The sequence below is a fragment of the Microcoleus sp. POL10_C6 genome (genome assembly GCF_036701585.1).
In the GTDB taxonomy this organism is placed as follows: Bacteria; Cyanobacteriota; Cyanobacteriia; order Cyanobacteriales; family Microcoleaceae; genus Microcoleus.
Map to the genome: position 1 here is coordinate 280205 of NZ_JAUBRB010000001.1, position 23296 is coordinate 303500.

Genomic DNA, 23296 nt, shown 5'->3' on the forward strand with positions numbered 1-23296 from the left:
GGAACCCAACCTGCCAATTTTAACTCCAAGTAAAATCCTGTTTTAACATATCAGAAAGTTCCTGATTGTAAGGTTTGAAATAATCTGTCAGTTGTTGTTCGATTGCTGCTGGTATTTTGCTGTACTCCTCGATCGTATTAATCTCATATTGTTTACTTGCGAGCGCACTAATATCCAAGAAATCTAACACTTCCGAAAAAACTTTATCGGTATTTGCCTCAAAATCTTCGCTTTTGAGAATTAGCAACTGTTCCCTCGGAAAATAATCAAGCCAATTCCTGATTTGTTCAACATAAATTCCTCGCGACAAATACGAATAATGTTGGTGGTTGAAACTGTAATAACTTTGATCGGTTTTAATTTTTTCAATTTCACCTTTTAGGCGATCGGGTTCGGAAGCGATCGCCTTTTCAAAATCCAGCTTTTCGCAGCCGATCGCCACTTCTAAATGATAGTGCAGCCAAGCTCGTTTGACCGGGTTTCGCAGCATTACAATTAGCTTAACATCCGGGAAACACTTGTAAACCCGCTCTGCCACCAACGGATGATAAATATAGTAAGGAGTCATTTCCCACAGCACCACCTTCTCATCCGCAACACTGCGCGTCAACTGCTTGCTGTACCAATCAACACCCCGCTCAAAATTCAAATCAAAAAAGTGAATGTTGCGGGAACCATCTTTGATAATTTGCAAGTGATTTGCGAGATAGCCGGATAGAGGTTCCGTGCCGCACTTTTGAGCGCCAATAATTAAAAAGTCTGGTTCCTGCTTATTTTTCAACTGAGTCGAAATCTGGGCATAGGCGGGATTATTTTTATTCAAGGCGTGAACTTTATCGGCTGGTTCTGGTAAATCCGCAACTTGCATTTTGCCATCAAATTCCCAGTGGTAGGGCGGACAAAGAATCGTTTTTTGGCTTACAGTCGATCGCACGTACAGCGGATAAAGATGCCAATGATAATCGTAGGCGTAAGCCAAACTCTTCTCGTAAACCCCAGCATTCACGTAATACTGACCATTGCCTAAATCTAACCTGTCTACGTGCAGGCGGATTGTGCCTTTACCTTCCGCCAGCGGCAGCAATCTGCCCATTTGATTAGTATTAGTCTCAAAACAACTTTGACCGTCTTCCCGGCTAATTGTCACGCCAAAAATAGCAGCCGAAATTGGCTTCGGTACAGAATAATGAATTTCCACAGTAATAGGATCGCCACTGTTTATCTCATCATCCGGCAACACTTTAACATCCGTAATTTCTACTTCCAAAGAACCGAAGCGATTGTCATTGACTCGCAGTTGCGAACCCATACTCGTCACTTCAGGAGGACGCATGGGAGTGCGTTGTTCGGTTGCTGGGCGCATTTCCGACAAATACTGACCGACTACCACTTCCGGTTCCCCGTAAGCCACGATTTCACCTGATTTCAGCCACAAAGCCCGATCGCACAGTTTATGAATTTGCGCCGCGTTGTGAGAAATCAAAACAATCGCACATCCTTGATTCTTAAACTCCGTGATTCTGTTCAAACATTTAGTTTGAAAAGCCACATCACCAACCGACAAATGTTCATCAACTAACAGCACTTCTGGATCGGTGTGCACCGCCACCGAAAAAGCCAGCCGCATTTGCATCCCGGTACTGTAAGTCCGCAGCGGACTATCAATAAACTGTTGCAATTCCGCAAATTCAACAATATCATCAAACCTGCGGGCCACTTCCCGACGAGTCAAACCGGCCACCACCGCACCCACAAACACATTTTCTCTGCCCGTTAAATCCCAGTGAAAACCCGCACCCAAATCCAACAAACCGCCAATTCTACCATTAACTTCAATAGTTCCTTCTTGAGCATGACCGATACCGCCAACAAGTTGCAGCAGCGTCGATTTTCCCGCGCCATTCTTGCCGAGAATTCCCAGCATTTCGCCGGGAGAAACAGTGAAATTGATATCCCGCAGTGCCCAAAAACGCGCCTGCGGTTTCATCTGCCGAAAACCCGCCAAAGCGGCCTGCATAATCGTATAAGGTCGATCGGCAGAGTAGCGGTTGAAACGTTTCCCCAAACCCTTGACAACAATAGCGTGACGCATTTACAATTCCTCCACAAAAGTATTGCTTTGCCGTCTAAAAATTCCCAGTCCGATCGGCAAAAGAGCAGCCACAACCAAGCTAACAATTAACAGCGCCAGCCAATCCGGCTGCGTACCTTTGAGCAGAATGGCGCGGTAAGCTCCAAGCAGTGGCACCATAGGATTTAACTGATAAAAAGGCTGAAATTCTTTCGGGACGCTGTTGAGGTCGTAGAAAATCGGAGTCAGGTAAAACAGCATCTGCAAAACTACGCCCAAAGTGTGCTGAGTATCGCGAAAAGTGACATTCAAAGCGGCGAGGGGATAAGCCAAACTTACTGTCAAAATAAACTGAATAACCATCAGCAGCGGCAACACTAACAGCACGGCACTCGGCTGAACGCCATCAATTGCCAGAAAGATAATTAACACCGGCAAAGCTAACAGAAAGTGAATTAGCCCCGTCATAGTCGTGACTACCGGCAAAATTGCCGTGGGGAAATTCGGCTGTCTGATTAGCGCTTTATTGTTGGTAATTAATCCCGTTGCTTGAAATAATGCGGTTTGAGACCAACTCCAGATTAACAAACCGCTGAAAGCAAAGGAAGAAAATTGCGGAACGTTAATCGGTACAACAGAACGAAACACAAAGGAAAATACAGCTAACTGCAACAGCGGATTGATTAAAGTCCAAGCAATCCCCAAAGCCGATCGCTTGTAAAGTAATTTCATATCGCGATCGACCAACACCCGCAGCAAATCGAAGAAATGAGCGATTTTGCGCCTGTTAATCAGCTTTGGAACACTTCTCATCGGACACCTCCTGCAACTTCCTGCGGTTCCGACTGTAGTTGCTCTTCCGGCTCAATCTCAGCTAACTGCTGCGCCTGCAACTGCGCTTTTCTGTAAGCAAAAGGACTGTCGAGAGCTCCCAGCAACTCGCTGACTACCAACTTGCGCGGCAGCAAACCCGGAGATCCCAAGCGCCGCACCAGCCACCAACCAAGCCACTGAAACATAGCAAATTTCCAAATTTCCCAGCGCGGCACAGTGCGGTTGCGATAGCACGTGATTACATAAGCCCCAAAACCGCGCCCGTTATCCTGCAACTGTCGGCTCAAAGCATCGGCGCTGCGCCGGTGCAAGTGCCACACAAAAGCTCTCGGCTCATAAAAAGTCGAGTATCCATTCGCCAAAATCCGATGAAACATCTCAATATCCCCACCACCGCGAGTCGCAGTCCCCACATCGAGAGCAACGTCAAAATTGCCCACAGCCTCGAAAACTTGCCGCCGGAAAGCCATATTCGCCCCCACGCCGTATTTGCTCGCCCACAGCAACTCCCGCACAGAAAGCTTGCTACCGTTGGTTTTGTGGCTGTCGAGGTGTTGCAGCATTCCGCCATATATCAGTTCAAATTGCTGTTGTGGCAAGGTTTCCAGTTCGGCTGCCGCCACTAAACCGCTCACGGCCATAATTTCTGGGTCAGCAAACGCCGAAGCAATACCCCGCAGCCAACCGCGATCGGGCCGCACGTCGTCGTCAGTAAAAGCAATAATCTCATGCCGCGCTTCAGCGATCCCGCGATTGCGCGCCCAGTCCAATCCTGGCCGTTCTTCCTTGACGTACCGTACAGGCAAACGCGCGACTAATTCAGCGGTGCTGCTGCTTGCAGGAGCGTTGTCTATAACGATAATTTCGCGGTGGGGATAGTCGAGGGCGAGCAGAGCTTCCAGAGCGCCTTTGAGCAAATCTGTGCGATCGCGCGTGCAGATGACAACGCTAATTGACGGCAGGTCGCGATCCGCCACTGCTTCAGAAACAGCGCCGAACTCCTCTCCTAAAGTCGATCGCACCAACTCTTTTCCTAACTGATCCACAATTGTTTGTCGCACTCGCTCAGCGGAAATTGTTTGTTCCCAGGGATTGTTACTAACATAAGTCCAGCCCAGAGGCCGTCCCCGGTAGCGAACTAAAATGCGAACTCCTTCGTATTGTTCGAGTTGCCTAATCGGATTAATCTGTTCGGCAAACTCAATCTCCATAACTTTTATTGCCATAACTTGCTCCTGAAAATTTTGCAGCGGGCACTAGATAGAAAAGTTTTGACTTGGGACTTTTAACTTTGGGGGTGCAACTTTCCAATTTCCCAACTTTTGAAGTTTGAGTTTTTGGTTTAACTTCCCCGCATTCAGTAAATATGAACGAAAAAAAGAACGGAACAAATATCTTCTAGGGGCTAGTTTAGCTAAGCATAACCAGATATAAGGGAGAAAATGAAGGCACTCACCTGCCCGAATGATGTAATCTTTATTTGTACCTATTTACTTAGCTCTTAATTGCTAACTCGTAAGTTTCAAAAGCAACTAAAGATTTTTCTTCAAGCGTTTCAGCACTGCGGGGCATACCGTTAACCGCGATCGCCCCAGCCAGCGGTTGAGCAAAGTGAAGCGCCAGAATCGATCGCAAGTGAGCGCCCCGCAGCGGTTCCGCCCCCGCTTGCGGAAAAATATGGCCGATTGCCAGTTGGTCGTAATACAGGTAAACCCCAGCCGGTCGTTCCGCATCTAGCAGACTTTCTGCCGCTTCCCAACCTTGCTGCAAATCAATGTTAATTTCATGTCCGCCCAAATCAGCACGGGCCGGGCCCCCTTGCATAAAACTAGAAATAGCAGAGCGACTTTTTAGCTCATCAATCACACCCCTCAAATACCAATAACCGCGCAATTTTGCCCGCAACCACCGCCAAGTTTCCCGCATCCCCAAGCTTTCGAGCAAATCCAGAGATTTCCTGCCTCCCACAGCCAGCCAATCCATAACCGCCGGCCAGAAAAACGTGAGCGCCACCACAATCTTGTCTACCAAAAAATAAGGAGTTTCGTAGTCTTTTATGTGCAGCGTCGGTCTGAGTTCCGGGTGTCGGCGGCCGATCAAAACATCCGATCGCCCTTCCTGACGAGAGCGGCGGAAAGAGCGATCGAGATTGTTAGTTTCGTGTTCGTAATGATAGCCCACAGCATCCTCCGCTAAAGCAAAAGGTACATCAGCTTTCAGCAAACGCAGCCCAAACTCGTAATCTTCCCCGCCGCAGTTCCCGAAAGCCGAATCAAAGCCTTCGACACGAGCAAACAGTTCTGCATCCAAAGAAAGGTTGCCGCTGAGCAAATCTTGATAAGTAAATCGGTGATCGGGTTGGCTCATCTGATAAAACTTCTCTTCCCACCACGAACGCACTTCCACGTCAAAAAACCTAGTTGCTCCGTGCAACTTAGGCGGATAGGGCCCCATGACAGCCGCTCCCGGACGCAAAGAGTGAACCCGCGCGTGGCTTTCCACCAAAGGCGGCAGCGCTTCGATGTCGTCGTCGAGAAACAGCAGCAATTGCCCGGTAGCCGAAGCCGCTCCTGTATTGCGGGCGATGGCAGCGCTCCGGCAATTTACCTCGATCACCTGCAGTTTAAACGGAGCTTTGTAGTCTTGTAGCATTGCCAAAGTATCGTCAATGCAGCTATCTGCCACTACAATAACTTCGAGCAGGTCGATCGGATAAGTCTGCGAGTGCACAGCATCAAGAGCGCGCCGCAGCGAAGAACTTCGATTGTGGCTCGGAATAATTATGCTAATTGTTGGATTTTCCCTATTCATATTAGATTGGTAATTGGTAATTGGTAATTGGTAATTGGTAATTGGTAATTGGTAATTGGGGAATTAATATTTGGTATTTGGTATTGGGGAAGTTATAATTGGTGATGAAAATTTCCCACACTCTTACTTCTTCCCTGTCCCATCAATATCCATCTGTTAAATCCCTTAAATCCATTAAACCATCCGTTGCCGAACTTCCCTGTTCCTCCTGACTCATGACTAATGACTAATCCCAAAAGCTTAGACCTTAGTTTCATTTCCCAGATTCATTTGTGAGTAAATCTAAAATCTAAAATCTAAAATCTAAAATCGATTAACTTCCCCTTTAACTTCCTGCAACCGCTTGCGAGAATAAAAATAAGCCATCGGCCCGCTAATGCACCCCCGCAGTTGAGCCAAAAGTAAATCACTAGGAATACAGCCCGGTTGCTTTCGCAAAGAAGCAAATAATTCAGGAATTTGCTTGTAATACAGCCAGGCCCAAGCTAATAGAGGCACACTAAATTCTTTGTTGATTACAAACATCCGCGTCCAGAAAGCATAGACTCCGATTCCGTAGCATCGCAGCAAGTTGCGTAGTTCTTCCCAGGTGCGTCGATGGCGGTGCCAACTCAAGGCCCTCGGTTCGTAGACAATGCGGTAGCCCGATCGCAAAATGCGGGCAAAGAGTTCGCTGTCTGAACCGCACTTAGCGGGCGTGCCCACGCCCAAAGCTTCGTCAAACAGGCCAATGTAGTCGATCAAACTTTTTCGCAAAGCCATACTCGCCGAAACCCCCACTGGAGCTATCATCAGCGGATTGCAGTACGCCCCGTCAACAACTCGGCGCTCGTAGCCCCGCCCGTGGGGGCTGTAGCACTCAAACCATTCTTGCGCTTCGGTTTCCAGTTCCAAGGGCATCACCAGCCCCGTGACGCACATCACTCGCGGATCACTAAAATTCCACAAGAGCGATCGCAGCCAGTTCGGATCGGGAGCAGCATCGTCATCTGTAAACGCTACGAATTCGTGTTTAGCTTCGCGTAAAGCTCGGTTGCGGGCAGCGCTCTCGCCCGCTACATCTTCGCGGACATAGCGGATTTGCGGGTAATTTTTGACCAATTCACTGCTAGCCTCGGTGGCGGGACAATTGTCAATTACCAGGTATTCCTGACCATCATCTGGCAGTAGCATCAGCGCGTCTAGACAGCGCCGCAAATCTTCCGGGCGATCGCGCGTGCAAACTGCTACTGTGGCGAGCGGCAATGCCTCCACCGGCCCCCGCTCATCCCATTCTAGAGTGTCGTAGAGCCAGTTTTTCCACAAGTTGTCACCAGCAGCATTCATCAGTGTTTCCCGTAATTCGTCACCGCCAAAGCGGCCTCCGACTACGGGCAAAAGAGCTTGACCGATCGGTTTTCCGTGCAGTCGAATTAAAATCAAGGCTTTACTGTAACGCTCCTCAACCGTAATTTCTGGCGGGAGTTTGGATATTTCCAGGTCAAGAATAGCTGTTGCCATTTTAGATTTTAGATTTTAGATTGGGAAAAAATCCTAGATACTCCCTATATTACCGGAGGTATTTTAGCAGAAATTGTTTTAGGGGATAGCAACTTCTCAATGCCATACTTGCCGATTGCTGATCGCGAATCAAAGATAAAGCCTCATTGTTTTTATTGCTTTTATTTATTTTTACTTTCAATTACCCGCTGATGTCAAGTTTTTTCCCAACACAACTTTTACCACCGGCAACGATCTCTCGTCGAGGCTTGTGTCAATTGCAGGTGTTATTGGCAGCCGACCGCCACCAAGCCTCGCCATTAATGCCACATCTAAAAACCAGATTTTTTGACAAAACCCGGTTTGTGCGATCGTTCCTCATTTCAGCTTTAATTGCGATCGGGTACTATTCAAGGGCAATATACCAAACCATTAAGCACTCTCGCAATTCCAACTTTTGCAATTAGGTAGTTATATAGCAATCCCAAACCCGTTGTGAGAATAGAGACCAAGCCCATGAAATACTCTTTTTTGACAATCAAGCCCAATGCTAAGTATAACGGCACAAAAAACCATAATAAGTACATAGACAGAAATATTTACACAGATATAATGTTGCAAGGCTCACAGGAAGAGAATTTCAGATTCTATTTTGTGTAATTAATTCTGTCCAACTACTTATCTTGTAGGGTCTTGTAGGGGCCACTTGAGCTAAGAATCACTTTTATAAGTAACCACACAAAATTAATTACATAAAGACTCCTTGCTAGGTAATGGTTTCAGTAGAAATATTGTGTAATTAATTCTGAACTACTACTTACAACCCACTTTATGAGTGATCTCACCCGCCTGACCCACATTTTCGCGATTGCCCAAATCAGCACGCGCCAGGCCTCCGTGCATAAAATTGAGATGCACCCTTGGTATTTGGTATTTGGTAATTTATAACGGGTGATTAAAATTTCAAACACTCTTACTTCTTCCTTGTCCCCTCAATATCCATCTGTTAAATCCCTTAAATTTATTACACCATCCGTTGCCGAACCTCTTTGTTCCTCCTGACTAATGAGTAATCCAAAAAGCTTTAGACCTTAGTTTAATTTCCCCCATTCATCTGTGGAGTAAATCTAAAATCTAAAATCTAAAATCTAAAATCTAAAATCTAAAATCTATTGACTTCCCCTTTAACTTCCCGCAACCGCTTGCGAGAAGAAAAATAAGCCATCGGCCCGCTAATGCACCCCCGCAGTTGAGCCAAAAGTAAATCACTAGGAATACAGCCCGGTTGCTTCCGCCAAGAAGCAATTAATTCAGGAATTTGCTTATACCGCAGCCATCCCCAAGCTAATAGAGGCACACTGAATTCTCTATTGATTACAAACATCCGCGTCCAGAAAGCATAGACTCCGATGCCGTAGCCTTGGAGCGTTTTTCGCAATTCTTCCCAAGTGCGCCGATGGCGGTGCCAGCTCAATGCTCTCGGCTCGTAAACAATGCAGTAGCCCGCACGCAAAATGCGGGCAAAAAGTTCACAGTCTTCGCCGCCCACCGTAGGTGTTCCCGCCCCCAAAGCTTCGTCAAACAGGCCAATGTAGTCGATCACACTTTTCCGCACAGCCATACTGGCCGAAACTCCCACAAGATGCACAATCAGAGGATTGCAGTGCGCCCCATCAAACACTAGGCGCTCAAATCCCCGCCCGTGGGGGCTGTAGCACTCAAACCATTCTTGCGCTTCGGTTTCCAGTTCCAAGGGCATCACCAGCCCTGTAACGCACATCACTCGCGGATCACTAAAATTCCACAAGAGCGATCGCAGCCAGTTCGGATCGGGGGCAGCATCGTCATCTGTAAAGGCTACGAATTCATGTTTAGCTTCGCATAAAGCTCGGTTACGGGCAGCGCTGGAGCCTGGTAAGTCTTCGCGCACATAGCGGACTTTTGGGTAATTTTTGACCAGTTCCTTGGTAGCGTCCGTGCTGGGACAATTGTCAATTACTAAGTATTCCTGACCCTCGTCTGGGAGCAGCATCAGCGCGTCTAGACAGCGCCGCAAATCTTCCGGTCGATCGCGCGTGCAAACCGCTACTGTGGCGATCGGCAATACCTCAACCGACCCCCGCTCATCCCATTCTAGAGTGTCGTAGAGCAAGTTTTTCCACAAGTTGTCACCAGCACAATTCCTCAGTGTTTTCCGTAATTCGTCACCGCCAATTTGGCCTCCGACTACGTGAAAAAGAGCTTGGCCGATCGGTTTTCCGTGCAGTCGAATTAAAATCAAGGCTTTGCTGTAACGCTCCTCAACCGTAATTTCTGGCGGGAGTTTGGATATTTCCAGCTCAAGAATAGCTGTTGCCATTTTAGATTTTAGATTTTAGATTTTAGATTGCGAAAAAATCCTAGATACTCCGTATATTACCGGATGTATTTTAGCAGAAATTGTTTTAGGGGGTAGCAACTTCTCAATGCCATACTTGCCGATCGCCGATCGCGAATCAAACATAAAGCTTCATTTTGTTATGGCTATTATTTATTTTAACTTTCGATGACCCGCTGATGTCAAGTTTTTTCCTACAGAATATTTTTTATGGAAAACCTTCGCACATTGAGGCTTGTGTCAATTTCAGGTGTTATTGGCGCTCTGCGCGCTCCCCAGTCTACCCATTAATACCAAATCTAAAAACCAGATTTTTTGATCAAACCGGGTTTGTGCGATCGCTCTTCATTTCAGCTTTAATTGCGCTCTGATAATATTTAAGGGCAACATACCACACAATTAAACACTCTCGCCCTTCAAACTTTCGCGATTAAGCCGCGCACGGATTAGGTGAAAAACACTCCCAAACTCAACCCTAAATCAGACCTAGCAATGATAAAAAAACAGGAGATTACAGGCTGGTTGGAGACTCATCGAGCTGAGATTACTTCTGGCAAGTTAGTGGTATTTTTACAGGATGAATATCCTCTCTTGTCTGGGGATTTATGTGGCTATGTTTGAGGTTCAACAAAAAAACCCATCGTTTTGCCCCCTAGTCAATGAGCGGAGTAAACCAACCTATTATGGGGCAGTCAGTCGATTTGAGATTTGAGACTTCGGCGAGATCTCAGCCGAGCCGTCTCGCCGCGCTCAGGCGTTTGGCGAGCACTCAGCCGAGTCGGGTTGAGTCGAACGATTTGAGATTTACTTCACAGATGAATCTGGAGCTTGAACAAGAGTCTAAAACTTTAGGCGGCAGGCGATGCCTGTCGGAAACTTATATCCGTTTTTGGGTGGGGTCAAAAAGCCATTGACACTCTCTCCTCGATAGCCACAAGGTTTGCTTAGAAGAATGTATCAAACTTTTACAAAGAAACCGAGCAAACTCATAAAGTCTCTCTCTGTCCTGACAAAAGCAGTTAGCTAGCACGATGCTGGTTCTCCGTTTTTCAGATTGGACTATACACGACCCTCAAAACCCTAAAAATGAAGAATTGTAAAGTTTTATCAAGATGTTTGGTCATCTGAATTAAAATCTTCTCATAAAAAAGATTACCTTTTAGCAGGCGCAAATTGTGGAAAAAGGTTTAAAACTCAGAATATGAGATCGAGCTCGCTGCTCTTACATGGTGCAATAAAATGTAACTTTTGATGCAAGAACCAGTAGCCTGAACTTTGTCCAAGGCCGAATGCCCGTCCGGCCAATGCCTTCGGAAAATCGCTTTCTGGGCGCTGCATCAAATCTTAAGTGCAATTACTTTCCTTGCACGAGAGCCGGAGCCTTCGAGCAAACATTTAACTCCAGGGCTTACGCACCACAACTTTAGATAAACCGGGTTTTTTTACCGGGAGCGAGGGCGGCAACAAACTGTTTTCGTCCATCAAATCCGGTTTCTGCGTCCGAGACTGAACTTGATCGAATGAATGCAGTCGCAACCAATGTTTAAATGTGGCGATACTGCAAGTTGCGTGCAAAGCAGGGAGCTAACCGCAGTGATGGATCTCGATTGTTTACCTTACGGCGCAGGCCACGCACAGGAAGGGGTCTGTCTGCTAGTCCGAATGGGGCCGCACCGCATTTTACTCGACTGCGGTATAGAGGATATTGAACCGCTGTCAGCAACACTAAATCGATCGCTGCCAGCCGATTTTGTGGTGTGTACCCACGCCCACTCCGATCATGCCAGAGGCTTGCTAGCACTCCATCAATCTTTCCCCCACTTGCCAATTTACGCCAGCGAAGTGACAGCGCGACTGCTACCGCTCAACTGGCCACAACTGGCTCAGCAACCAGAGTCACGGTTCTGTCATGGACTGCCCTGGCAGTCGCCGCTCGAAGTGCGCCCAGGACTGAGCGTGCAGTTGTTCCCGTCGGGCCATTTGCCCGGAGCAGCGACTGTGCTGCTGACTTATGCAGCCCCGCACCGCACCTACACCGTGGTTTACACCGGCGACTTTTTCCTGTCTAATTCTCGTTTGGTGGAAGGTTTGCCCCTGGGAGAACTCAGGGGCATGAAGCCGGATGTGTTAATTTTGGAAGGCAGTTACGGCACGGCGCGCCACCCTCACCGCCGACAACTAGAAAATCAGTTAGCCGATCGCATCCACCGCGCCATCGCCGACGGGTACTCGGTACTGCTGCCCGCGCCGGCCCTTGGTTTGGGCCAAGAAATGCTGATGCTGCTCCGCAGTCACCACTACTTTACTGGCCGCGACTTGGATATTTGGGTGGACGGCACTGTCGCCGACGGGTGCGACGCTTATCTGGAACTGTTACCCCAATTTCCCACCGCCGTCCAAAATTTTGCTCTGCACCAACCTTTGTTTTGGGACGAAAGGGTGAAACCCCGCGTCCGCCGGCTGTCTGCCGAACAACGCCCCGGATTGGGAGCCACGCCCTGTATTGTGATTACTGACCACATAGCTGATTTGGGTTTGTATGTTGCCGATGGCACAAATCCTTGGATTTTGCTCGCCCCTCAAAAACCAGGATATCCCGTCACCGACTGGCTGGGCAACAGGCCCCAATTTGGAGTCACAAGTGTCGAAACTTATCTGCTAGCCGAACACTGCGACGGGCCGGGGACTACCCAACTCATCCACAATTTGCGTCCCCAGCACGTAATTTTACTCCACGGTTCCCCTGCATATTTGGCTGACTTGGCTAACTTGGACGAGCTGCGAAACCGCTACCAGTTGCACACTCCGGCGGCCGGAACACTTGTCGAATTGCCGATCGGGGAAATGTTTTTGCAGCCCGCTATCCCAGAAACTAACTATGAGGGAGAACTCAGCGAATTGGGGACAGAGGTAGCAATTAGCTTGCCGAGTCCGATTACAGCCGATCCTCGGTGGGCCAATTTTGCCGATACCGGTTTGGTAGAAGCGCGCTGGCAAGGCGAAGAACTGGTATTGCGGGGCATCTCCCAGCGGGAACTCCTTTTTCAAGGCAGCGCCGTTCAGGCCAACCTAGAATGCTGTGGCAATTGCCAGCACTACCGCAGCCAGCGCTGTTGGAACCAGTCCAGTGCTTTGTTTGGCTTTAAAGTTACCCCCGACGGTTTCTGTCCGGTGTTTAAAGCGATACCGGAGTCCGAACTTTTCCTAGATGGGGAAACAGACGGCGAATAAGCTGTCGGGCACCTCGAAACCAGCGCGCAGGCAAAAAAACAGTCCTGGACGCACCCAGACAAAAAACCCGGTTTCAGCAGGGGTAAGCTGTAGCGTATTGAATTTTTAAACTACTGTGTACTTACGCTGTTGTGGGGAGTAGGGGTTGGGCAGGAGATCCCGCCATCAAGCTTAAATTTAAATGGAAAATAGCTTATGGGGTCACAACCCAGAATATGTTTGGCCTAAACCGGGTTTTTTGCATAATTTCTCCACAAAAAAGGGAGAAAAGTCGTTTTCTTTTCCCCCAAGTTTTCCTTGTGCCTCAAGCGCGAGCTCAAAACTATTCCAAATTCGAGTCCGGGTAGTGATTGCGAATTTGTTCGGCTTCGGGACAATCGTCAGAAACTAGGGGTTCGCAGTTAGTTCGGGATACCGAAGCCAACTTCTGGGACACAGCTCCAATACTTTCAAGACGCACCATTTCTTCCCAGGAGCTGATTTCGTCTTCTTCGTCGGTTTCGTAGCGCAGCGTGACTAGATCCCCTTCAATATCTAGGATACGAGCGCGCTCTATCCAACGTTGCTGATCTCGAAGAAAAATAGAAACCTCACGACCATCACAACAGAGTTGATAGATTTTGCGCTGTAGCATTTGTCAGTTCTCCTGCGCAGTGTAACTTGCTTAAAATATGGTCTGTTTACCGTAACGTACTTTGGGTTTTACATCGGAAGGCACAGCCGTATGGACTGACCAGTTTTACGTTTTCCGCAACTTTTGTACCGATGGGAGTTACCAAATTCGATTTTACCACCAAATCTATCTAGTACGCCATTTATCCAATTACAGGTTTTGCAGTCAGTGGCATCCCTCGTGAGAGGCATTTGCCAGCATAGATCGAAGCATTAGGAGTTGACGACGGCACGCGATTAACAGCGACAATAACAACAGACTCTGCCTCAAAAATCTCGCTCTCTTTGGCCTCAAGTCCCCCATAAACCTATTGTTTCGACGTTTGTTCGATCGCCCACTAACGCCGTCAAGGCTCAATCTCAAATCTCAAATCTCAAAGCGAAAGCTCTAAAGCGACACTCAAACAGCGACAATAAAAACAGACTCTACCTCAGAAATCTCGCTCTTTTCTGCCTCAAGTCTCACAGAAACCTTTTGTTTCGACTTTTGTTCTGGTTCCGAGTACCCTCTGTGAACTCAATCTAAAATCTAAAATCTAAAATCTAAAATCGATTGATCGGAGTGTGATAAAAATCACTGACAGCAGGCAGCCCCTAAATGTAGAAAATGGTGGCGGCCAACAACTAGCTTCAAAACGGGCAGCGGAACCTGTGGCGGTTAAGCTAAAAGAATTGCGGTTCCGTTCAAAACAAATTGGAGTCATTGCTCGTGCGTATTAAGGAGGCTAATTGATGGTGTACGCAGAAAATTGGTCGCAGCCGTCTATCTTGGAGCTAGCGCGATCGGGCAACTTTCAAGCCCTGAATTACTGGATTGACAGCTTGCTGCGCCCCGAAGGGATTTATGCCCGCGTCGAACAGGCTCAGGCCGGCTGCGTCCAAATCCTCGTAGAATTCCAGCGCGAATTTGCGCCAGATACTACATTACTGGGGAGCACTCTCCGGGAAGGCTTAGTCAAATTTATTTGTCACCAACTCTGGAGACTCAACTCGCCAGCAGTAGAAGGAGTGCGAATTCACGCGCGCTTGGCTGGGGATGCAGACATTCTCTGGAAACAGTCAGTGCGAATTGTCACTCCGGCAAACCGCCAGCGGCGGCGTTACCGTTCCCTACCGGTCGTCGATTGGGTTAAATTTAAAACGTATCGTTCTCTGCTGCTAGTGGGATCGGCACTTGCCTCATTTATTTTAGGGTGTTGGGTCAGCTACCACGAAGCTCTGACCCTGCAGTCAGTATCCCCAGTATCCGGGTACCAACAAACTGCGGTGTCGGGGCCGCCTCCCAAACGTGCGGATACGGTGCAAGCGGCCTTAGAAGTGGTACCAGTAGTACAGCAAAAGCAAGTTGCTAATCCTTACGACCCAACAGTAACGCTGATGTTCGGAGGAAATGTGAATCTATCGGATGCGCTCGGAGCATCTGCTGCCAACGATCACCAATGGGCTTTCGCCAATATGGACGAGTATCGGCAAGCAGATGTGGCGATGGTTAACCTAGAAAACTCCCTGACTCGCTCTACATTGGGCTCTGCCAAAAAACAATTAAATTTTAAAGCCGATCCAGAATCGGTGAAAGTATTAACAGCCGGAGGAGTGGATATTGTCAATCTGGCAAATAGCCGCGCTATGGATTACGAGGAACCGGGGCTGGTGGAGACTATGAATACTCTAGATAGTAGTGGGATTCAACACCTGGGAGCCGGCAGAGATATTAAACAAGCGAGGCGTCCAGATATTATTGAAGTTAAGGGTCAGCGGATTGCCTACCTCGGTTATTACGATGCTGAGCTTAATGTCGCTGACCAAGGGAAAGCGGGCACTAACCCCCGCCGGAACAATCGCGTGGCTGAGGATATTCGAGCTCTTAGGGGTCAGGTAGACTGGATTATTGTTAATTACCACTGGGGAGTCGAATTGGCAGATTATCCGGGGGACTGGCAGATAGATTTGGCTCGGTTCACGATCGACCAAGGAGCTGATTTGGTAGTGGGACACCATCCCCAGGTACTGCAAGGTGCAGAAATTTACAAGGGCCGCCCGATAGTTTACTCGCTGGGTAATTTTATATTCGGCGGGAATGCTCGCAGGGATTACGATACCGCAGTCCTGAAAGTATCGCTCAAAGACAGGAATATGAAGGTAGAGTTTCTGCCTGTGGAAGTGAAAAAGTTGCAGCCGAAGGTGGTGAAGGGAGCAGCAGCCGATCGTATCCTCAAACGCGTCGAGCAAATTTCTAGTATTTTTGATCGACCGATGCGCTCTTCTGTAGTTCTCGATGCCCTAGTCCAGCCAGGAGTGGCATCAAAAACTCCCAATTCTCCATTGCCAGGAGCAGCAAAGAGCAGTACATACCAGCCGGGGCGGGGTTCCGGGGGAACCTCCGGTGAAAGCAATCAGCAAGGCTCCGGACCACCCAAACCTACTTTGATTTTGCCGGCTTTGCCGGCTGCGCCCCAACAGCCGGACAACTCCTCATTTTTCCCGAACGGGACAGGGCCTGCAATTGAATCAAACCCATCTCCGAATCAAAATTTGCCGCCGCGCATCTACCCCACTCAACCTCAAAATCCCAGCCGGGAACCAGAGCCGTTTACAAAAGAGCCATTCATCAAAGAGCCGTTTATTTCGCCCCCCTCTCCCAATCAAGGAGCAGTGCCGAGTCCCCAAAGCTATCTTCCACGCACTCGGGGTGTATCTTTTGAAGTCGCACTCAAAGAGCAGCCGGCCTCCGCGATCGTTCCAGCTAACAGCAGCAACCGCTCCAAGCACCGGATCGCCCTGCCTCCTATAGCTAGGAGCATTGGTTAGCCTGTGGGGGCCGGAGCGAGGATGCAGGGGGAGGATAGGGGCGGTAATGGGTGAACATCAAGATAATAGCGACCAATTATTAACGATCGATTTACTGACAACCAATGATCAATGACCTACTACCGATGACAAATGTGTTTGCGATCGCGCTCAAGCAAAAGCAGTACAAAACCTATATCCTCTCCGACGAAACGGCTAACTCTACTTTAGAAGTTGTGCCGGAACGGGGCGGTATTGCCACTAGCTGGCTGGTTGAAGGCAAAGAAATCTTCTATTTGGACGCGGAACGGTTCGCCAATCCCGATCTGACTGTACGTGGCGGGATTCCCATCCTGTTTCCCATCTGCAGCAATCTCCCCGACAATACTTACACGCACAAGGGAGTGGAGCGTCACCTCAAACAGCACGGCTTTGCTCGAGACTTGCCTTGGACAGTAGGCGAACAAGTTACCGAGGGTTGCGCCGCCATTACGCTGATTCTCGACAGCAGCGACAAGACGCTGGCTGTTTATCCCTTTGATTTCCAACTAGCCTTCACTTATCAGATTAAAGGCAATTCTTTGGAAATTTTTCAGCGATACACGAATCTGTCTGACGAACCCATGCCGTTTTCTAGTGGTTTGCACCCCTACTTTTTGGCGACGGACAAATCTAAGCTGCGCTTTGAGATTCCGGGGATGCAGTACAGAGATCAGAACACCCATCAAAAGGGTTACTTCACTGGGGTTTTTGACCCGACGCTGGATGAAATTGATGTTTCCTTTGACGAGCTCACTGGTCTTGCTGCTACTGTCACTGACGCGGCTTGCGGCTTGCGGCTCACCCTCAGTTACAACTCCAGCTATGGGAAGTTGGTTTTCTGGATGGTGAAGGGCAAGGATTTTTACTGTTTGGAACCTTGGACTGCTCCTCGAAATGCCCTCAACACTGGCGAACACTTGATTTATTTGCAGCCGGGAGCGACTTGCGAGATGCTGGTTCGCATGACTGCAAATTTTATTTAACAAAACACTTGCTATTTCAAATGAGGGGTGCTACTATTAGAAATTGTGTGCGGTAACAATGTTTTCGCGGGTCGCTAGCTCAGCGGTAGAGCATTCGGCTTTTAACCGATTGGTCTCGGGTTCAAATCCCGGGCGACCCATAAAAAATTTGTGAGTTAAGAATTTTGAGTTTTGAGCTAAATGCTCGGAACTCAAAATTTTGTTTTTTGAAGTTTTAAGTAAATCTGGAAAGATAGTGCGCGATCGGTGGCAAATTGTCTTAATATTATCGTAAGAATTAAGCTTGTCCAAAATTCACTGCCCAAAAATCACAAATAATTAGGAGGAATATCTATGGCGCTTGTACCTATGCGATTGCTGCTCGACCACGCGGCTGAAAATGGTTACGGCCTACCGGCTTACAACGTCAACAACATGGAGCAAATCCAAGCGATCATGCGCGCTGCTGACGAAACCAACAGCCCTGTGATTCTGCAAGCTTCTCGCGGCGCTCGCTCCTACGCTGGCGAAAATTTCCTGCGCCACTTGATTTTGGCAGCAGTTGAAACATATCCTCACATTCCCATTTCCATGCACCAAGACCACGGCAATGCCCCCGGCACTTGCTATTCTGCCATGCGCCAAGGTTTCACCAGCGTGATGATGGACGGTTCTCTGGAAGCGGATGCTAAGACTCCCGCCAGCTACGAGTACAACGTTCAAGTTACTCGCGATGTGGTGAATGTTGCTCATTCGATCGGCGTTAGCGTTGAAGGCGAACTGGGTTGCTTGGGTTCTCTGGAAACAGGGATGGGCGAAGCAGAAGACGGCCACGGCTTTGAAGGTGCGCTTTCTCACGATCAGTTGCTGACAGATCCTGAACAAGCTGTGGATTTCGTTGAGCAAACCGGCGTTGATGCTCTAGCAGTCGCGATCGGCACTTCTCACGGCGCTTACAAGTTCACTCGCAAGCCGACTGGCGAAATTTTGGCAATCAGCCGCATTGAAGAAATTCACCGCCGCTTGCCGAATACTCACTTGGTAATGCACGGTTCTTCTTCTGTGCCCCAAGAATTGCTGGAAATCATCAACAGCAACGGTGGCAAAATCCGCGAAACCTACGGCGTACCTGTGGAAGAAATCCAAAAGGGCATCAAGTGCGGTGTTCGCAAGATCAATATCGATACTGACAACCGTTTGGCGATTACCGCTGCGGTGCGTGAAGCTTTGTTTGCCAAGCCCGATGAGTTTGACCCCCGCCACTTCTTGAAGCCGTCGATCAAGTATATGCAGAAGGTTTGTAGCGATCGCTATAACTCTTTCGGTTGCGCCGGTCACGGTACAAAGATTAAGCAAGTGTCTTTGGATGATTTTGCAGCTAAGTATGCTAAGGGCGAATTGAGCTCCTCTGCTAAGAAGACTGTAGCTGTTTAAGAATTTTAGGTTTTAGATTTTAGATTTGTCTGAAGTCTAAAGTTACGATTGCCGGGTAGCTTTGAAGTTGCCCGGTTTTTGTTTGTGCAACTTTATCAGAAATTGGATTGAAAACCCCGTCCTTTTAGGACGACTTTTTCTTGCCCTTAGTATATTCTATTATGATAGCGAGAAGAGAGTTTCAATCCCCTTGCGGGGAAAAGTGAATGGCAACTTATATCGAACTCAGGTTAATATTAAGTAAGCAACAATTGAGGATGTAATTTATGAATACTGATTTGTTTAACAAGATTGCTAAAACACTCAAACAGCAATTTCCGAAAGCTACTGATGAATTTCTGATGCAACAAGCGCGTGAGATGTATGAAGCTGAAATGCAAAGAAGGTCAACGCTTTCTAAAGTTGAACAGTTGAGTGCAGAATTTGAAGACAAACTTTCTTGAGAATTTCACTGGGAGAAATCGTCTGAGCGCGACGCTGAAGACACCATATTTACTGTCGTTGTGTAAGTCCTGTTTGCAAAGGTTCTGCGGCTGCGATCGCATTTTCCCTACTTTTGCTTACAATGAAGCTAATTTTCCTTGGAAATTCAACCGTTTGAATCAAAGGTGAACGAATGGCAAAGGTTATTGCAGTTACAGAAGCTATTAAAAGCCTTGCTGAGGCTGAATCAAGGTTGAATTTGAGCCGAAATGAGGATGAGGCTTTTTTTACAGAGTGGCAAACCCAATTGCCAAGTCTCAGCGATTCTGAACAGACTGCTTTGGATACGCTACGACGCAGATTGCTATATCATAGAGCCGATGGAGAGTTGTTAGAAGGGGCAGTGACATTGCTGGTGGCATCCCCTTTGTTAGAACTGGCGGGATTCTACGATCCACCGTTTAGGATGAAGGTTGAAGCTGCGATCGAAATTGCGATCGATGATGGGGAAGAAACCCTGCGCGGACGAATTGATATCTTGATTTTGCAGAATCAGCTTTGGGTAATGGTTTTGGAGTGTAAGAAGACTACGATTTCGACGCGATCGGCATTACCTCAAGCATTAGCATACATGATGGCAAATCCTGATTTGGATAAACCGAGATTTGGTATGTTGACGAATGGCGATGATGTGTTGTTTGTGAAACTCAGGGCTCAACCTACAGCCGAATACGGGTTATCGCGGGCCTTTTCGATTTATACTGTGCGAAGTGAATTGCGATCGGCTTTTCAAGTCTTGAAGCATTTAGGCCAAGGCATTACTGCCATCTAAGTTACGGTGAAGGTATTGCTTCAACACAGGTGAAATCGTGTAAAAACTTGCTTGTTGTTCTATCAAGCAGCGGCGCGATAGAGATTGCAGCGCATTTAGAAAATCTGAAGCCGGAATTCGGTCATTTTCTAGCAATTTTGCCCGGTTCATTGGCTGGCTTTCTTTCGCTAACAAGGAGATTACTTGTTTTTCTAGTTCGGATAGGCGATCGAACTGCTGCTGTAAAATATCTTTCAAATCTTCTGACAACAATATAGTATCATTTGGTAATAACTCTGTCACGCCTCCACCCAAGTCTTGAATCAGATTCGCCACGCTTTTTAACCATAGGGGATTGCCTTGGTAGCGATGAATGAGTGCTTCACTGTTGTCGCTTTCTTCTAACCCATAATCTCTGAGTATTTCCCGTCCGGCTGCGATGTCTAAACCTTTGAGTTGTAAGGTGCGAAGAGAAGTATTTTGGTTTTTAGCTTGAGTCACTTCTCTCGGTTGTTCCCAACCGATTAACAGAAAGCAGCTTTGATGGGATAATTTTTCTATTTGTTTGAATAAAGTGCGATATTCTTCGGAGTCTGGTTTGTATTTTCCTGCCAATTGTCCGCTACAGAAAAGGTTGTGAACGTCATCTAAGACGATTAAACAGCGATGGTTTTGTAAATACTTAATCAGCGGTAAGCGTTTCTGGTTGGTTGGGGATGAATCTTGTTTTTCTGAATTTGAAAAAAGCTGTATTAGGTTAGATTGAAATTTATCTATACTGGGGAATTCGTCTAGTGTGTACCAAACTGCGTACTCAAACTCGTCTTTGATTTGTTGTACGAGTTGGACTGCTAAGGTGGTTTTGCCGATACCGCTGATGCCAGTGAGGGTGATGAGGCGACAGCGTTGTTGTAGAATCCAGGTGGTGAGGGTTTGGAGTTCGGGAGTGCGATCGTAGAAATCGCCTAATTCTGGCATCTGGCTTAAATCTTGATGCGAGGTTTCTTGATTTGGTGGGTGTGAGTTTGGTAGGTTTGGCGGGTGTCTGGCTTCTCCACAGGTGTTAAAACTACTAATTGCTACAACGTCTTTTGCAAAATTGGAGACATTTGAAACTTGCCACCTCTGCATTGCCGATCGAAAATTTGATTTACTGACTTTTTTTCCTAACTCTTTTGAGAGTATCTGCCATAATTCCATTCCAACCTCTCTAACACGAGCCTCAGAGAGGTTAACCTCCTTGGCAATCTCGTTGTAATCCTCATGTTGCCATGTCCCGCACAGGATTTTCTCTTGTAAGTCATTGAGATGCTTACCTGTTCGAGCAAATACCAGATCGTCTGCGAGTTTTACCACTTCCTTAAGGTTCATAGAGTCGGGTAGAGGTCAGGGTTGTTTGTATTGTATCCAACATTTACCAACATTTACCAACATTTCCCTATTTTGGAGCGCGTTATCAACGGGAAAAGTCCCGATAAATACCATACTTTTGGCAAGCCGACAAAAAATATAATTGCTAGTATGGATAAAGATCAAGTGTACTCCCTTGGAAATGTCAAATAGATGGAGCGACCTATAAATTTAATAAGAGATCAATGAGATGAAAGACAGCCTAATCGTAAAAATTCTCCAGGAAGGTGACAAAGTTTTGAATGTCTCACACCAGGGTGAAGAGATTCATATAGTTGTGCAGAAATCAAACGAGGAAGTTGTTGTTTGGGTTCTGTATCGCGATGAAAAAGGGCAGCCTATACTGTCTAAAAGACCAGAGATTACCATCACTTTTGGAGATGGTATGGTTGAAGCCAGGGCAACCGATTCTAATGGTCAACAATTTTTCTCTTTAACTACTTCATGAGGTGAACAGTGGGTAAAAAGTCTCTTAAAATAACAGTCAACAATTTGAATGATGAGAACTACGTTAAGGTTGCTTATCAGGTAGCTGAGTCAGTCAAGTCGGTTGCTCCAAATAGCACTATCTCTATTCTAGGGGCAAGTCCAGAAGTGTTTGAAGGTTCCTCCAATAAGCAAATCAAGGGTGAGTAACATGGCAAGTCAAAGACGACCTCCTGAACACCTGAAGGCGCAGAGAGAAGTCAAGGTGAGGGATGGTAACGAATGTGAAATTTGCGCTAAAGTCTCCAAAATCGCCGATGGACACCATGTTATTGCTTACAGTGATGGTGGTCCGGCGGATTTGAAGAATATGATGACACTTTGCCCAGAGTGTCACAAGGCTTACCACCATGCAAAAATACAAGTAGATATTTGGCGATTTTAAATACAGAGTAAAGCTTGCCTAAAGTTTTTCTCCATAAGTTTAATATTTTAAAAACCTCAGTTTTGGTTACTGAGGTTTTTATTTTTATTGATTTATTTTTTAGGTGGTATACTTAATATACCAAGCATCTTTTTTATCGGAAACATGAGGCTTAGAGTCAGAGTCGTGTCGCTATTCCGTAGGGAATCGCTTTATCAAAATAAATAGCCCTCGCCTTACAAAAAAAATGGCGATCGCCCATCTTGCCTATTCCGTTGACACTCGTGTTACCCAACCTCTTTTTCCACTCACAATCTGATCCATTTTCACCATTTCAAAGGGCTATGGTTGCACTCCAGGCGTGAAGCGTAGCTATCCAATAGGGAATCGCCCCAGCAAAAAAAGGGATCTCGCCCACAGAAATATAGAATATTGCCTAACTGAGTGTTTGTAGCGCCGAAGTGCCTGTAAGGTTGGCATCAACTGTAGCTAATATTAACCCATAATAAATAGCTGTGGCCGCAATAAATCGGTCTCCGGGGTCTTGATGGGGTAGTGCAATCTCGCGACTTAAAACGGCAATGGCGTGATTCATTTGGGCTTCACGAGTTTCCAGAGTTTTTAAAGCTAAGTTAACCCATGTAACCGGATCTGGCTGTAAAGATATCCTTCCTTTTTCTGCAAGAATGAGCGTCTCCCAAATGCTAATTGGACTGAGCCAAAGTTCAGTATTAGGATCGGCGATCGCCCTTTGAAGTTGGAGCGATAGGCGTCGATCGCCGAGTAAATACCAAAGCCAAATGTGGGTATCCAGTAAAAGTTTCATTCTAAAACTTCCCACAGTTCGGCGACAGGAGCAATTAAATCTCCTAATATTTCACCGCTTCCTTTCATTGTGCCAAACACAGGGCGTGGGGTTTGGGTAGTGGCAGGATAGATAATCACTAATGGTTTTCCTTCATGGATGATGGTGAGGGGGGTTTTGGTACGTTCGACCTCTATAAGTAGAGTCTGGAGGGTTTGAGGTAATTCAGTCGTGGTAATTTGTGCCATCTGTTCACCTTTCACAATCTTATTCTATTTCTACTATGATAATGCGAGG

Annotated in this window: 19 protein-coding genes and 1 tRNA gene; 10 read left to right on the plus strand and 10 right to left on the minus strand. The window is 47.1% G+C overall.

Annotation, left to right across the window (positions count from 1 at the left end; all coding sequences use genetic code 11):
• Positions 1-19 precede the first annotated feature (19 nt).
• The 6 genes from QUA34_RS01055 to QUA34_RS01080 all read right to left on the minus strand — a co-directional run bounded on the left by QUA34_RS01055 (position 20) and on the right by QUA34_RS01080 (position 9554).
• Positions 20-2092 (minus strand): Wzt carbohydrate-binding domain-containing protein, encoded by a 2073-nt coding sequence (locus tag QUA34_RS01055; protein WP_333383380.1) that lies wholly within the window; start codon positions 2090-2092, stop codon positions 20-22.
• Entirely contained in the window at positions 2093-2884 is a 792-nt protein-coding gene (locus tag QUA34_RS01060) for an ABC transporter permease (RefSeq protein ID WP_333323601.1), read from the minus strand.
• Positions 2881-4131: a glycosyltransferase gene (locus QUA34_RS01065; protein ID WP_333383383.1), complete on the minus strand. Its 1251-nt coding sequence runs from the start codon at positions 4129-4131 to the stop codon at positions 2881-2883. Before QUA34_RS01065 ends, QUA34_RS01060 begins: the two co-directional genes overlap by 4 nt.
• A 268-nt stretch (positions 4132-4399) precedes the next feature.
• Entirely contained in the window at positions 4400-5716 is a 1317-nt protein-coding gene (locus QUA34_RS01070; RefSeq protein ID WP_333383386.1) for a glycosyltransferase family 2 protein, read from the minus strand.
• A 303-nt stretch (positions 5717-6019) separates the two neighbouring features.
• Positions 6020-7216, minus strand: coding sequence for a glycosyltransferase (locus tag QUA34_RS01075; protein ID WP_333383389.1), 1197 nt, complete (start codon positions 7214-7216; stop codon positions 6020-6022).
• A gap of 1141 nt (positions 7217-8357) precedes the next feature.
• Positions 8358-9554 (minus strand): glycosyltransferase, encoded by a 1197-nt coding sequence (locus tag QUA34_RS01080; RefSeq protein ID WP_333383391.1) that lies wholly within the window; start codon positions 9552-9554, stop codon positions 8358-8360.
• Positions 9555-11168: 1614 nt separating this feature from the next.
• Here QUA34_RS01080 and QUA34_RS01085 point away from each other — a divergent pair.
• Positions 11169-12803, plus strand: a complete 1635-nt coding sequence (locus QUA34_RS01085) for an MBL fold metallo-hydrolase (protein WP_333383434.1) — start codon at positions 11169-11171, stop codon at positions 12801-12803.
• 322 nt (positions 12804-13125) lie between these two features.
• Here QUA34_RS01085 and QUA34_RS01090 read toward each other — a convergent pair whose 3' ends face one another.
• Positions 13126-13437 carry a DUF6679 family protein gene (locus QUA34_RS01090; RefSeq protein ID WP_006633466.1) on the minus strand — a complete coding sequence of 104 codons (312 nt, stop codon included), beginning with the start codon at positions 13435-13437 and terminating at the stop codon, positions 13126-13128.
• Between the two features lie 602 nt (positions 13438-14039).
• Here QUA34_RS01090 and QUA34_RS01095 point away from each other — a divergent pair.
• From QUA34_RS01095 to QUA34_RS01125, 7 genes are all read left to right on the plus strand, one after another.
• Positions 14040-14195, plus strand: coding sequence for a hypothetical protein (locus QUA34_RS01095; RefSeq protein ID WP_158307982.1), 156 nt, complete (start codon positions 14040-14042; stop codon positions 14193-14195).
• A 12-nt stretch (positions 14196-14207) separates the two neighbouring features.
• A complete protein-coding gene (locus tag QUA34_RS01100) occupies positions 14208-16283 on the plus strand; it encodes a CapA family protein (protein WP_333323617.1) in 2076 nt (691 codons plus the stop codon).
• A 134-nt stretch (positions 16284-16417) separates the two neighbouring features.
• A complete protein-coding gene (locus QUA34_RS01105) occupies positions 16418-17287 on the plus strand; it encodes an aldose epimerase family protein (protein WP_445242784.1) in 870 nt (289 codons plus the stop codon).
• Between the two features lie 68 nt (positions 17288-17355).
• Positions 17356-17427 (plus strand) — tRNA-Lys (locus tag QUA34_RS01110).
• Positions 17428-17620: 193 nt separating this feature from the next.
• Positions 17621-18700, plus strand: a complete 1080-nt coding sequence (fba, locus tag QUA34_RS01115) for a class II fructose-bisphosphate aldolase (RefSeq protein ID WP_006633469.1) — start codon at positions 17621-17623, stop codon at positions 18698-18700.
• Between the two features lie 266 nt (positions 18701-18966).
• Complete coding sequence (locus QUA34_RS01120) at positions 18967-19143, plus strand: hypothetical protein (protein WP_333323620.1); 177 nt, start codon at positions 18967-18969, stop codon at positions 19141-19143.
• Positions 19144-19316: 173 nt separating this feature from the next.
• Positions 19317-19955, plus strand: a complete 639-nt coding sequence (locus QUA34_RS01125; protein ID WP_333323622.1) for a type I restriction endonuclease — start codon at positions 19317-19319, stop codon at positions 19953-19955.
• Here the strand turns inward: QUA34_RS01125 and QUA34_RS01130 are convergent.
• Entirely contained in the window at positions 19929-21305 is a 1377-nt protein-coding gene (locus tag QUA34_RS01130) for an NB-ARC domain-containing protein (protein ID WP_333323624.1), read from the minus strand. The genes QUA34_RS01125 and QUA34_RS01130 overlap by 27 nt on opposite strands.
• A gap of 229 nt (positions 21306-21534) precedes the next feature.
• On the opposite strand from QUA34_RS01130, the gene QUA34_RS01135 reads away from it, so the two are divergent.
• Positions 21535-21792, plus strand: a complete 258-nt coding sequence (locus QUA34_RS01135) for a hypothetical protein (RefSeq protein WP_333323626.1) — start codon at positions 21535-21537, stop codon at positions 21790-21792.
• A gap of 189 nt (positions 21793-21981) precedes the next feature.
• Complete coding sequence (locus QUA34_RS01140) at positions 21982-22215, plus strand: HNH endonuclease signature motif containing protein (protein ID WP_333323630.1); 234 nt, start codon at positions 21982-21984, stop codon at positions 22213-22215.
• 415 nt (positions 22216-22630) lie between these two features.
• On the opposite strand, the gene QUA34_RS01145 is transcribed toward QUA34_RS01140, so the two are convergent.
• Both QUA34_RS01145 and QUA34_RS01150 read right to left on the minus strand, forming a co-directional pair.
• Positions 22631-23020 carry a PIN domain-containing protein gene (locus QUA34_RS01145; RefSeq protein WP_333323632.1) on the minus strand — a complete coding sequence of 130 codons (390 nt, stop codon included), beginning with the start codon at positions 23018-23020 and terminating at the stop codon, positions 22631-22633.
• On the minus strand, positions 23017-23262 hold the full coding sequence (locus QUA34_RS01150; protein WP_333305062.1) for a type II toxin-antitoxin system Phd/YefM family antitoxin: 246 nt from the start codon (positions 23260-23262) through the stop codon (positions 23017-23019). The genes QUA34_RS01145 and QUA34_RS01150 overlap by 4 nt, the downstream gene beginning before the upstream one ends.
• Positions 23263-23296: the final 34 nt, after the last annotated feature.

Coding starts and splice junctions, on each gene's coding strand:
- QUA34_RS01055 (WP_333383380.1), bottom strand. CDS start 2,092: ATGCGTCACGCTATTGTTGTCAAGGGTTTGGGGAAACGTTTCAACCGC.
- QUA34_RS01060 (WP_333323601.1), bottom strand. CDS start 2,884: ATGAGAAGTGTTCCAAAGCTGATTAACAGGCGCAAAATCGCTCATTTC.
- QUA34_RS01065 (WP_333383383.1), bottom strand. CDS start 4,131: ATGGCAATAAAAGTTATGGAGATTGAGTTTGCCGAACAGATTAATCCG.
- QUA34_RS01070 (WP_333383386.1), bottom strand. CDS start 5,716: ATGAATAGGGAAAATCCAACAATTAGCATAATTATTCCGAGCCACAAT.
- QUA34_RS01075 (WP_333383389.1), bottom strand. CDS start 7,216: ATGGCAACAGCTATTCTTGACCTGGAAATATCCAAACTCCCGCCAGAA.
- QUA34_RS01080 (WP_333383391.1), bottom strand. CDS start 9,554: ATGGCAACAGCTATTCTTGAGCTGGAAATATCCAAACTCCCGCCAGAA.
- QUA34_RS01085 (WP_333383434.1), top strand. CDS start 11,169: ATGGATCTCGATTGTTTACCTTACGGCGCAGGCCACGCACAGGAAGGG.
- QUA34_RS01090 (WP_006633466.1), bottom strand. CDS start 13,437: ATGCTACAGCGCAAAATCTATCAACTCTGTTGTGATGGTCGTGAGGTT.
- QUA34_RS01100 (WP_333323617.1), top strand. CDS start 14,208: ATGGTGTACGCAGAAAATTGGTCGCAGCCGTCTATCTTGGAGCTAGCG.
- fba (WP_006633469.1), top strand. CDS start 17,621: ATGGCGCTTGTACCTATGCGATTGCTGCTCGACCACGCGGCTGAAAAT.
- QUA34_RS01120 (WP_333323620.1), top strand. CDS start 18,967: ATGAATACTGATTTGTTTAACAAGATTGCTAAAACACTCAAACAGCAA.
- QUA34_RS01125 (WP_333323622.1), top strand. CDS start 19,317: ATGGCAAAGGTTATTGCAGTTACAGAAGCTATTAAAAGCCTTGCTGAG.
- QUA34_RS01130 (WP_333323624.1), bottom strand. CDS start 21,305: ATGAACCTTAAGGAAGTGGTAAAACTCGCAGACGATCTGGTATTTGCT.
- QUA34_RS01135 (WP_333323626.1), top strand. CDS start 21,535: ATGAAAGACAGCCTAATCGTAAAAATTCTCCAGGAAGGTGACAAAGTT.
- QUA34_RS01140 (WP_333323630.1), top strand. CDS start 21,982: ATGGCAAGTCAAAGACGACCTCCTGAACACCTGAAGGCGCAGAGAGAA.
- QUA34_RS01145 (WP_333323632.1), bottom strand. CDS start 23,020: ATGAAACTTTTACTGGATACCCACATTTGGCTTTGGTATTTACTCGGC.